This is a genomic window from uncultured Anaerococcus sp., from assembly GCF_963510575.1.
In the GTDB taxonomy this organism is placed as follows: Bacteria; Bacillota; Clostridia; order Tissierellales; family Peptoniphilaceae; genus Anaerococcus.
Window position 1 is genome coordinate 1 of record NZ_CAUPFR010000044.1, and the last position, 12,573, is coordinate 12,573.

The window sequence follows — 12,573 nt, forward strand, 5'->3', positions numbered from 1 at the left end:
GCTTATGAATGAGTCAGCCAAGGTCTTTTTAAATAAGGACGAAAAGGTGAGACTCGATAAATTAATTGATGATAAGGAATATAAACTTGCCCTAAAGGAGGCAAGGATTTTATCTAGGTCAAAAAGCTTGGCACTTGATGTAAATTCCTACCACCTAAAGATTTTCCTCGACCCAATCTATGATGAAGGCAATATGGGTTTTGTCGTAATTATCATAGATTATTCAGAAACTAGGAAGGCGGAGCTTATGAGAAGGGAATTTTCTGCCAATGTCACCCACGAATTAAAAAGTCCCCTTACATCTATAAATGGCTATGCAGAGCTAATTTCCACAGGGATTGCCAAGAAAGAAGACGTTAAGAAATTTGCCCAGATAATTTTTGATGAGGGAAACAGACTCCTTGAAATAATTGATGATATCCTAAGGCTATCAAAACTTGATGAAAAGGGTCATGATATGGCCAAAACTCATGTAGATATCAAGGAAGAGATGGATATTATTATTGATAAGTATAGGCAAAGTTCAGACCAAAGAAAAATAAAAGTAGTAAATAATTTGACTTATATTAGGCTGTTTACAGTTAAAACTCTTTTTGTGGACCTCCTATCAAATATTTATGAAAATGCCATCAAATACAACAAGGAAGGTGGGTCTATAGAAATTTATTCGATTCTTATTGATAGGTCGCTAAGGATTTTTATAAAAGATACCGGGATAGGAATTTCTAGCGCTGACCAAAAAAGAGTTTTTGAGAGATTTTTTGTTGCAGATAAATCAAGGGATAGGAAGGTGAAATCCACAGGACTTGGCCTATCAATAGCCAAGCATTTAGCTGATAGTTTGGGATTTAATTTGGATTTAGAAAGCAAAATTGAAGAAGGCTCTACTTTTATTATAGAAATACCTATGAATGATATGGTATAATCTATGTTGAAATATTTCGTTATATTTGATACAATCATAGTGAGAATATAAAAAGGAGACTAAGATGAAAGTAATTATATGTTCATGTGCAAGATGCACAGCTCACGGTAATGAATATTTGCATGATTCAGCAGAACTTGTAAAGAAGGATGTTGAGATTGCTTACGAAGTCGATAATTTAGGAAAAGCTCCTGAAATTGAAATAATTTATAAGAACGTTATGGATGAAGTCGAAGATTCAAAAAGATTATCACCTATAGTAAAAATAGATGAAGAGTACATAACCAAGGCTAAACCAGAAGTTCTTATGGAAAAAATGTATGCTGCTCTCAAAGTAGAGAGGGATAAGAGAAGGTTAGAAGTAAACAAATAAGAATTGGTTAGTTGAGGTGTTAAATGAAAGAATCGTACATAGATATATTAAATATTAGAAGGATGGCCTTCGAGGCAATTGCAAAGATTGCCTATGAAAATAGACCGCTGACAGATATAGGAAATGAAGTTTATAATATTTTACCAGGTGAAGAAGCATCTTACAGGGAAAATATTTTTAGAGAAAGAGCTGTAATGGGCGAAAGACTTAGGATGTGTATAGGTCTTGATGCAAGAACAGCTGACAAGACAGAAGCAATCACAGCTGGTCTTGCTGATATGGATGTTGATAGGAGAATTTACCATCCACCATTAGTTTCTGTAATTAAGATTGCCTGTGAGGCATGTCCAGAAAATAAGGTTACAGTTACAGACCAATGTCATGCTTGTATAGGTCACCCATGTGTAAATGTTTGTCCTAAAAATGCTGTAAGCTATTCATCAAAGGGTGCAAAGATAGACCAAGATAAGTGTATCAAATGTGGTAAGTGTGTAGAAGCATGCCCATATAATGCCATTAACCACCAAAAAAGACCATGTGCGGAAAGCTGTGGTGTAAAGGCAATCAAATCAGATGAACTAGGACGTGCATCAATCGATGAAAATAAGTGTGTGGCTTGTGGTAGGTGTATAATTACCTGTCCATTTGGAGCTATATCAGACAAGGGAGAAATTTACCAATTAATCAAATCTCTCCAATCAGATAGAAAGGTATATGCTATAGTAGCCCCATCCTTTGTAGGCCAATTTGGTGCAAATGTAAGTCCAAAACAAATCAGAGAAGCTGTTAAAATGCTAGGCTTTGATGATATGATAGAAGTAGGTCTAGGTGCTGACCTTACAACAATGAACGAAGCACACGAGTTCTTAGAATCTGTGCCAACAGGTAAAATACCATTTATGGGTACATCTTGCTGCTTCTCATGGAAACTTATGGTAAGGAAGAATTTCCCAGATATAAACGATAAGATTTCTGAGTCATCTACACCTATGATTTACTCAGGTAAGCAAATGAAAAAACGTGATCCAAACTGCGAAGTAGTTTTCATTGGCCCATGTATTTCTAAAAAGCTTGAAGCCCTTGAACCAGAAGTTGCAGAAGTTATCGACTTTGTAATTACCTATGAAGAGCTTTTGGGTATGCTTCTTGCTAAGGGTATAGAGCCAGCTGAAATAGAAGTAGAAGAAGATATCATGGATGCTTCTCAAACAGGTAGGTACTACGCTGTAAGCGGTGGTGTTGCCCAAGCTGTTGAAAAGAGAATCCACGAAATAGACTCAGATGCAGTAGTAGAAATGGAAAATGCGGAAGGTCTAGCTGACTGCGTGAAACTTGCCAGAATGGCTAAACTTGGCAAGATGAATGGCAAGCTAATCGAAGGAATGGCTTGTATGGGTGGTTGCGTTGGTGGACCTGGTACAGTTGTTGATATCAAAAAATCTGGAAAGGCTGTTAAAGATTTCTCAGCAGCATCAATCTTTAAATCACCAGCAGACAATACAAATATTCCAGCAGAAGATAGGCCAAACGATAGTGTCTTACAAAAATAAATATTAAAATTATTTAAGGGGCTGTTGCACAATGAATAAATCGTCCCAATATCATCATGAGAACCTCTCGTGAAGTTTCACCTCCTCGAGCCGGCGGGCTAAACATGAAACTTTGAGAGAGAACCTTATGATGATGGGACGATAATTATTCACAATTTGCAACAGCCCCTTTTGGTGGACAAATCTCAAAGATTTTTAGGAATCAAATCCGTGGAGACATGGTAGTAGGATTTTAGAAAATAGGAAAGTTTAGGAGTAAAGAAATTTTTTTGTTGATTCTACTCCTGTAAGGAGGATTTTTTCCTAAAAATTAGATTAAAGAGATCTCTTTAATAACTTTTTTCTTTTAAGTTTATTATCATTTTCTATTTATTTTTTTATCTGCTTGGAAAAATTCACTCCTAAATTATATTTATGTATTTTATCGTATTTCTCTTAGGTTTTAGTTGTTTTTTTAATTTAAATTAGAAGCTAAAAAAACAAAAAAAATTTTATAAAAAGTATATATTTTCCTAAAAAAAGGGTGTATAATAGAAAAATAAAAAAATTATAAAATCATATATGTAAGAAGGATAAAGAATGAAAATAGGGAAAAGAATTTTTGCATTTGTAACTTCATAAACTATAGTTACATCAAATATTAGTCCAGTTTTTGCAGGAAAATATGAAAGCGAATACGATGATATAAACAAAGACAATAGGTATCCCCTAGTAGATAATAGGGTTATAAACAATCTTCCTAATGAAGAAATTTATGATTTAAAAGAAGATGGAAGTCCTGTCGGGGACTCAACTCCTAAAGATTTAAAAATTAAGGCTAATTTGAGCCTAGAAAATGACAATAAAGTTAAGATAGATCTTCCAATCAAGCTTTATAAAAATATTTACAGAGCACTAGACGATGGTGATAAACCTAATATTGTCAAGAATGATGAATTTTTAAGAGATTTTGTAAAGGTAAGTCTAGTGCCAACAAATTTGGCGAAAGATAGGCAAGAAAAAGTCTACTATGTAAATCCAAAAGCTAAGGTAAGTATCCCTACAGATGACCCAATAGCAGAAGATAGGAAATATTCATTTGCAAAATGGTATTACCTAAATGACCAAAATGAAAAAGTGGAAATCAAGCCATCTGACAGGAACCAATTCCCTAAAGATACTAAGATATATGCTTCTTATAGGAGTGGCATGGGAGAAATTGCTCCACTTAAACCAAGTGTTAAAGAAATTGTTAAAAATATTGGCGATAGCCTGACAGATGTTGACTACAAGAAGGCAATCACACCAGCTCAAGGAAAAGAAGTTGAAAGTGTTCAAATTATTGAAGATGATATTTCTAAGAGGGTGAAGACAACAGAGGCTGGAGAATATAAAGAAAAAGTCTATTACAAAGATGGATCTAGCTATACAGTTGATGTACCTGTTATAGTAAATGCTGATTATCTAGAAAAAACTGATGACTCTATTCAAAAACCAGATGATAAACTTGATGACAAGGTAAAAGTAAAACCAAGCGATGAATCGGATGATAAAGTAGAAGTAAAACCGAGCGATGAATCGGATGATAAAGTAGAAGTAAAACCAAGCGACAGATTTGATGATAAATTAGGAAATGATCCAAAAGATAAGGATAATTCAATTAATAAGGATAATTCAAACAATAAGGATTATTCAAAAGAAAAAGGAAATAATCCAAATCAAATAGAAAAAGCTGATAATGAAATAGTTGAGATACAAGCAAAGATTGATCAGACTGTGGATAAGATTGAAAATACTGCTGGAAAAATATCGGTAAATGTATCAGCAAGCCTTGATAAGGGTTTGGCTAGGACAAAGAAGGCCGTAGCCAGAATCTTAAACCCACACACTGGTATTATAGGCAACTATGAAATCTACCTAGGCTTGATGGCAGTATCTAGTGTCGGATTATTCTTTACAAAAGAAAAAAGAATAAGGATGAAGAATAAAATCAAAAGATCGTAAGCAATAGCTTGCGGTCTTTTTTTGTCAAATTGTGGGTTGGTGTAGAAAAGCGATTGCAAATCTCCTATAAAGGTGAATTTATTTAGGTTTGTAAACCAAGAAAACAGTCTTACTTAATTTTGAAAACCGTATAGACAATTAAAAAGAAGAATGGAACATGAATAAGATTTATAATTTAATAAATATTATGGTTTTTAAAAGTATTTACGGATAAAATCTGATACTGAAAATCAATTGCGTGGTTTTATTTCCTATGATAAAATGAAATTATAGAATTTTTAAACGAGGTGGTTTATGGTTAACAAAAAGCTTGTAGGAATCCTACAGGGATCAAAAAAATACTTGTACCTAAATTTACTTTTTAGGTTCGTAGCGCTTTTTATGCAAATAGGCATAGTTTGCATCTTTGGCGAAGTGATTTCCAAGGTCTTTAGCCAAAAAATTGGAGATATAAACTTAATTAGGATACTTATCTATGGCCTTGGATTTGTACTTGTAAAACTTTTTTGCCAGTACCTGGTAACTAGGATTTCCTTTTCTTCTACAAAATTTATCAAGGAAAAAATGAGGAAAATTATTTTCGCTAAGCTCATGGATGATAGGATTGGTTTTGAGGAAAATCTTCCTAGCTCGGCTATTTTGCAATTAGCAGTTGAGGGAGTAGACCAGTTGGAAATTTATTTCACATCCTATCTGCCACAACTATATTATTCCCTATCATCTGCCCTAATTATTTTTGGTTTTATAGCTTAAATAAGTATAAATTCGGCCCTCACCCTCTTGATTTGCCTACCACTCATTCCACTTTCCATAATTTTAATCCAAAAAATTGCCAAAAAGCTTTTGGGTTCCTACTGGACATCTTACATGAGCTTGGCAGATATTTTTCTAGAAAACTTGGAAGGTCTAAATGAATTAAAGTCTTATGGAGCTGATTCCTATAGGCAAGACTTGATGGATGATTTTGCAGAAAAATTCAGAAAGGCAACCATGAGAGTTTTGGTTATGCAATTAAATTCAACATCTGTTATGGATATTATAGCCTACGGTGGAGCTGCTGCTGGTATTGGAGTTGCCCTTATGGAATTTAGTCAAAGAGATATAAATATCTTTGGCCTTGTCTTTATAAGTCTTTTGGCCGCAGAATTTTTCCTACCTCTAAGGCTTCTTGGTTCATATTTCCACATAGCTATGAATGGAATAGCAGCTTCAAACAAGCTAATGGTCTTAATTGATAGCCTTGATAGGGACTTGGGAAGTGAAAACTTAAATGGGGGGAAAATCCAGATGAACTTCGAGGAAGTGGATTTTTCCTATGATGACCAAAGGCAAATCCTTGAGGGGATTAATATTGAAATTAAAAGCGGAGAAATGGTCAGCCTTGTTGGCCTAAGTGGGTCTGGCAAGTCAACAATTGCCAAACTAATCAAGGACCCAGGTCTTACTTACAAAGGGAAAATTTTGATAAATGGTCTTGAGAAAAAATCCTACGATCCAAAGACCATCCACAAAAAGATAATAAAGGTAGACTTTGATGGCAGAGTCTTTAAGGGAAGTCTTAGGGATAACCTAAAAATTGCGGGTAGGGCCCTTACTGACAAGCAAATGCTAGATGCCCTAAAGAAAGTTAACCTATACGAATTTTTCAAAGATCAAAAGGGGCTTGATACAGAAATTTTGGAAAATGCTTCAAACTTATCCGGTGGACAGAGGCAGAGACTTGTCCTTGCCAGAGCCTTTTTGTTTGATGGGCTCTTGTATATTTTTGATGAGGCAACTAGCAACATTGATGGACCAAATGAGGCTCAAATTATGGGCATAATTGAAAAACTTGCCAAGGAAAAAGCAGTCTTAATTATTTCCCACAAGCTAATAAATTTAGTTAATAGCGATAGGATTTATTTCCTAGAAGACGGCAAAATCCAAAATTCAGGCAATCACGCATACTTATATGAATCTTGTGAGGCTTATAAAAATATTTTTAACAAACAAGAAGAGCTTTGTTCTTATGCAAAGGGGGTAGGTTATGAAAAATAGAAGATCTGGCTTTGCCATTATGAAAAATATGATAGGTCTTGTTGGCGAATTAAAACCTCTTATGGCCTTAGCAATTCTTATCGGAAGTCTTGGTCATCTCTGTGCAAGCTTCGTAACAATCCTTGCAGGATACGGGATTTTGTCAAATTATACAAATGATGGGAAGACCTTATTTATAATCAAGATAATGCTTGCCTTTGCCGTTCTTAGGGGGATTTTCCACTATATAGAACAATACGCCAACCACTACCTAGCCTTTAAAATCTTGGCGAAAATCAGACACCTAGTCTTTGAAAAAATGAGAAGTCTTGCCCCAGCAAAACTCGCTGGTAAGGATAAGGGCAACCTCATAAGTCTGATTACATCTGATATAGAATTGCTAGAGGTATTTTACGCCCACACAATTTCTCCAATCGGTATAGCGATTAGCTATTTGATTTTTATGGAAATTTTCATAGGAAGTTTTTCTGTTTACCAGGCTATTTTGGCCTTTTTTGCCTATGCTAGTCTTGGCATCCTAAGTCCAATCCTAATTAGCAAAAAAAATGCAAGCCTGGGTCTTGACCTTAGAAATAAAACCGGAGATTTAAACTCCTTTGTACTTGAAACTATCAGAAATATGGACGAAGTAAAACAATTTGACCTAAAAGATAGACAGGATTTTATCCTTAGGAAAAAATCTAGGAAGTTAAGGGCCACTGCCAACAAGCTTGACCAGATAAAGGCAGGGTCAGAAGTCCTAATCGGGGGCTTGATTCTTGGATTTTCCTTTGCCATGCTATTTTTATCCCTCATCCTCTACAAAAAAAATATTGTAGACCTAAAGGGCTTTATCATCCCAACCATAGCTATGTTTTCAAGCTTTGGTCCCTTTGTTGCCCTATCTAACCTTGGTAATATCTTATCCCACACCCTTGCAAGTGGGGATAGGGTCTTAGATCTTTTAGAAGAAGCGCCAATGGTAGAAGAAGTATTGGGAAATCAAGAAAAAGAAGAATTCGAATCTGCAGAAATTGATCATATTTCCTTTGCCTATGGCCAAGAGAAAATCCTCGAAGATTTTTCTTTAAATATAGATAAGGGAAAGATTTTTGGACTTTATGGCAAAAGTGGGTCTGGAAAATCAACCCTCTTAAGGCTCTTAATGAGGTTTTGGGATGTAGACCAGGGTCAAATTAGGATTAATAATGAAAATATAAAAGAAATCCCAAGTAAGAAACTAAGGAAGATGCAAAGTCTCCTTGCCCAAGACACCTATATTTTTAACATTAGCTTAAAAGATAATATCAGACTTGCGAAATTAGCTGCTACAGAGGAGGAAATAATAGAAGCAGCCAAAAAAGCTTCCATCCATGACTTTATTTCATCACTCGCAGATGGTTATGAAACAAGGGCTGGGGAACTAGGTTCGACTTTATCAGCAGGAGAAAGGCAGAGAATTGGCATAGCCAGGGCTTTCCTCCACGACTCAGACCTCATGCTCTTTGATGAACCAACTAGCAACCTTGATATCTTAAATGAGGCAAGTATCCTAAAATCGATTAAAGAAGAAAGTAAGGACAAGACAGTTCTCCTTGTAAGCCACTCCTTATCTAGTTTATCCATAGCTGATGAAAAAATCCAAGTCAAGGCTAGGAAAAATTCATAAGCCTATTTGTCTTTATATATCAAAATTGATATAATAAGAAAATAAGACTAAAAGAGAGGTTCTTATGGGACAAACTACATTGATGCTCATGATAATAACCATCATATCAAAGGTTTTTGGCTTTGCCAGAGAGGCAGTGATGGCATCCTTTATCGGAGCAGGTGACTTAAAAAGTGTTTATACAACAGCAAATACCCTCCCAGTAGTGGTATCAAACTTCGTGGCGATGGGTATTATTTCGGGTTTCATCCCTATATATAACAAGGCAAAAAACGAAGAAGGCGAGGAGGCCGCAGAGGAATTTACATCAAATGTTTATAATATTTTGATGCGCTTTGCCCTCTTTGCAGTAATTTTTGGGATAATTTTCGCAAGGCCATTTTCAAAAATCCTAAGCCCTGACCTTGAAGGTGAGTGGCTCGACCTTGCGACAAATTTCACCAGAATAATGATGTTCGCAGTCTTTGCCTACTTGTATTCTGCGATTTTTAGGGGTTATCTAAACCTCAAGGGCAATTTCTTTGACCCAGCCATCACTGGTATTTTGATGAATATTGTAATCATCATTTTCACAGTCCTAACAGGTATAACTGGAAACCCATACTTGCTCATAGTTGGAGCTCTTTTGGGAAATGTTTTGCAATATATTTTATTCCCAAAAGCAGTAAGGCAGGCTGGATTTGACCACAAAAAGATTATAGACATCCACAATAAATACGTAAAAAATCTGATGATTGTAGCTGTGCCAATAATTATTTCGTCAGCTGCTGGTGAACTTTCCATCATAGCAGATAACTCTATGGCCTCATACTTTTTTGGCAAGGCAGCCATTTCTAAATTGTTTTATTCAAAAACCATGCTTACCCTAATTACAGGTGTAATCACAGTTTCTGTTACAACAGCGATTTTCCCAAAGATTGCCTCCCTTGGTCAATCTGGGCAAATCAAGGAAATGAAGGCCTCAATCTCATCTGCAGTTGTCATTACAATGAGTCTGGTAATCCCTGCAACAATAGGGATGACAGTCTTGTCAAAACCAATTATTGAGCTGATTTTCCAGAGAAATGCCTTTACAAGTGACGATACGATTATTGTAGCAAGTCTACTTTCAGTCTATGCTCCTTATATTATCTTCCAATCCCTAACAGATGTTGTGGATAGGGGATTTTATGCGGTTGGAGATAGCAAGACTCCAGTTATAATTGTAGTAATCCAACAGGTTTTAAATGTAATCTTAAATTTTATTTTGATTAGATATTTCGATATCCAAGGCCTTGCTTTGGCAACAGTAGTCTCGACAGCCATTGGGTCCATGCTTATGATTTATAAATTTAGGGCAAATTTCGGGTCCTTTAACTTAAGGGTGACTATTCTTTCCTTAGGAAAAATCATAATAGCTACAGGAATCATGGCATATTTGGCAAGTTTCACCTACAATATCTTGGCAGGAAGGATGTCCCATCTAATAGCTATTTTTGGGGCGATTCTTGTGGCGGGAGCTGCCTATATCTTGCTAGTATTAATAGCGAGGATTCCAGAAGTGATGGACCTTGTAAACCAAGTCTACCACAAGTTTTTTGAAAAGAATAAAGAACCAAAAAGGGTAGCGAGACGAAAAAGAAAAAATAGGTACTAAAAAAGATGGCTCTTAAGCTTTGGCTTAAGTTTGCCATCTTTTTACATTTTCATAATAGTATTTTTCATAAAAATTGAAACGATTTTGGAGAAATTTTCAAGACTTGTAATCCTACAAAAATCTGTCCCATAAATTAGTTTTCCATTTTCTATATCCTCATCTTCGCCGGTAAAGACGCCTAAAACTGAGATTTCCTCGTTTTTTATATTCCTAATTTCCTTGGCAGTATCATTTACAGCCACATCTCCTACATATTGTTCTTTTTCAAGTAGTTTGACCGTATTTATATTGGCTTTTTCGTCATTTGGTTTGCCATCAGAGAGGATAAGAACAATGTGCTTTTCATTTTCCTTAGTCTTGTCAATCAGTTCATTTAAGACCTTAAAGGCAAGACCGTCCCTGTTTGAGCCGGAGGCAAAGTATTTGAAAATTTCCTTGTTGTTGTGTTTTTCATTGTAATCCCTAAAGAGATTGAAAACTGTGTGATCACGGAGGGTCGAAAAGGACATTACCCTTATAGGAATGCCCACCTCGTCCATGGCATTTTCTATTATATAGGCTTGGTTGGCGATAATTTCCTGCCTGTTTCTTTGACTAGCAGAAGAATCTAAAAGTAAATCGACCTTGAAAGACGAAACGTCATCGTTTTCTACATTGTCAAAAATATTGAAATCCTTAAGGACGCTCGCTTTCCAAGCCTTGGTAGAATCCACAATCCCGTAAGCCTTGCTCACATCTGCAAAGTCCTCGTAATTGGCTATGGAATTTTTTATGGTTTGGGCAAGCTCCTTGATGGAACGGTTATTTATGGCGAGATTTTTTTCTATATAGTCCTTATTTTTAGTAAAAACCTCGTCCCTATTTTTCTTATAAAACTTGGCATTTGGGCTATCAGTATAAACTCCCTTGGTAAAATACAAAAATTTACCAGAATGAACCCCAGTTGCGAGTTTTTTCTCAAGAGATTTGACCCTCATTTCAGGGAAAACCGACTTGCCATAAAAGTCTTCTATAAATTCATTAGTCCCGTGGTAGCCTTCCTTATCAGCATTTAAAAGAATAAGGTGCCTATCCATATCCTTGGATTTTTCCTCTAGATAAATATTTCCTGTAAACTCTGCCGAACCTATGTTAAACTGATCCTTAATAAAGTCATCGGAAAAGTCAAAGTCCTTGGCATCCTTCTTTGAGTTTTTAAAATCTTTAGGCTTTTTATCCTTAATCATCTCTTGGAGGAGGGATTCATTTTCCTTAGACTTTTCAAAACGAAAGTAGGTCTTAAAGACTCCGTTTAATTTCTCGATTAATTTAGTTGTGTCAAGGTCATAAATTTTAAAAATATCCCTATAAATTGTCCTGAAAAAAGGTCCCTCAGTAATAGGTTTGCCTAGGATTTGCCCATAATAAGCCTTTTCGATTTGCTCTTTTAAGTCATCTGCCTCGTGGAAATTGTATTTTCGTAGAGCTTTTTTAGAAAAGTCTTTTCTAAGATTTTCAATCACTAGGTTATTTTTTGCCAAAGTCTTGTAGGCTATATCCTCCATCAAAAGGTTGGTAATGAAGGAAAATTCTGGGAAAAAGGGACTTTCTGCTCTTAGGTAGTCAAAATATGAGTCTAAGACCTTAAAATCAAAGGTCTTAATAATAAAACCCCTGGTCATATTTTTGTAGACTTCATCCATGGGATAGGATTTTTGGGGAAGAAAGTCGTATTTTTCGGCAAAATCCCAGATGATATTGTATTGTCTTATCTTGTCAAAATTATCATTCATCAAAGACACTCTCGTCTATTTTTTCAGGAATCTTTGTCTTTATCAAATCAAGAACCAAGTCCCTTTCAAATTTATCAAAGGATTTATTAACCAAACCCATCTTGATAGCGTCAAAAGGGTTTAATCCGATTTTCATAGTCTCAATAGCTCCGATAAGTCCCCTGAGGTCTACAGCCTTGGTTGAAATTTCATTGTTTTCGCTCTTCATCTGTAGGGAAATGAACATGTCAATCATGGCGTGTCTGTATTTTTCCTTGAGACTTGGGAAATTATCCTTTAGGAGTAAATCTAGATTGGTCTTGGTAATATTTGGCACATTTATAATCATAAACCTAGAAGCAAGAGCTTCGTTAAGCTCACGAGTGCCAACATAACCGTAGTTCATAGTTCCAATAAACCTGGTATTTGGATCTAGACTTATCTTATTAAAACCAGAAATATCTATAATTCTCCTGTGATCTAGACTTGCGTGGAGGACGGAAATCGCTTCGTTTTTCGCCATATTAATCTCATCTAAAATCGCAAAACCCCCCTTAATAGCAGCTTCATAAATAGGGCCTTTTCTGAAAGTCACCTCGCCATTTTTGAAGGTATCTGCCCCGATTAGGGAAGCAAAGTCTGTATTAACATGGAAGGAAACATTGTAGGT

10 protein-coding genes are annotated in these 12,573 nt (G+C 35.7%); 8 read left to right on the forward strand and 2 right to left on the reverse strand.

The features are described from left to right. The 8 genes from RQ907_RS04595 to murJ all read left to right on the forward strand — a co-directional run. On the forward strand, positions 1 to 925 hold a 925-nt coding region (locus tag RQ907_RS04595; RefSeq protein WP_311492215.1), incomplete at its 5' end, for an ATP-binding protein. 64 nt (positions 926 to 989) lie between these two features. Next, positions 990 to 1,298, forward strand: a complete 309-nt coding sequence (locus tag RQ907_RS04600) for a hypothetical protein (protein ID WP_311492216.1) — start codon at positions 990 to 992, stop codon at positions 1,296 to 1,298. Positions 1,299 to 1,321: 23 nt separating this feature from the next. Continuing rightward, positions 1,322 to 2,848 (forward strand): 4Fe-4S dicluster domain-containing protein, encoded by a 1,527-nt coding sequence (locus tag RQ907_RS04605; protein WP_311492217.1) that lies wholly within the window; start codon positions 1,322 to 1,324, stop codon positions 2,846 to 2,848. A gap of 822 nt (positions 2,849 to 3,670) precedes the next feature. After that, entirely contained in the window at positions 3,671 to 4,831 is a 1,161-nt protein-coding gene (locus tag RQ907_RS04610) for a hypothetical protein (RefSeq protein WP_311492218.1), read from the forward strand. Positions 4,832 to 5,125: 294 nt separating this feature from the next. Further along, a complete protein-coding gene (locus RQ907_RS04615) occupies positions 5,126 to 5,584 on the forward strand; it encodes a hypothetical protein (protein WP_311492219.1) in 459 nt (152 codons plus the stop codon). A gap of 6 nt (positions 5,585 to 5,590) precedes the next feature. Then, positions 5,591 to 6,868 (forward strand): ATP-binding cassette domain-containing protein, encoded by a 1,278-nt coding sequence (locus RQ907_RS04620; protein WP_311492224.1) that lies wholly within the window; start codon positions 5,591 to 5,593, stop codon positions 6,866 to 6,868. Beyond that, positions 6,858 to 8,516, forward strand: coding sequence for an ABC transporter ATP-binding protein (locus tag RQ907_RS04625; RefSeq protein WP_311492220.1), 1,659 nt, complete (start codon positions 6,858 to 6,860; stop codon positions 8,514 to 8,516). Before RQ907_RS04620 ends, RQ907_RS04625 begins: the two co-directional genes overlap by 11 nt. Positions 8,517 to 8,580: 64 nt before the next feature. Then, the gene (gene murJ / locus RQ907_RS04630) at positions 8,581 to 10,152 is read left to right on the forward strand and encodes a murein biosynthesis integral membrane protein MurJ (RefSeq protein ID WP_311492221.1); all 1,572 of its coding nucleotides are present in this window, start codon (positions 8,581 to 8,583) and stop codon (positions 10,150 to 10,152) included. A gap of 41 nt (positions 10,153 to 10,193) precedes the next feature. Here murJ and RQ907_RS04635 read toward each other — a convergent pair whose 3' ends face one another. Next, a complete protein-coding gene (locus RQ907_RS04635) occupies positions 10,194 to 11,924 on the reverse strand; it encodes a hypothetical protein (RefSeq protein WP_311492222.1) in 1,731 nt (576 codons plus the stop codon). Then, on the reverse strand, positions 11,917 to 12,573 hold a 657-nt coding region (locus RQ907_RS04640; protein ID WP_311492223.1), incomplete at its 5' end, for an AAA family ATPase. The genes RQ907_RS04635 and RQ907_RS04640, both read right to left, overlap by 8 nt.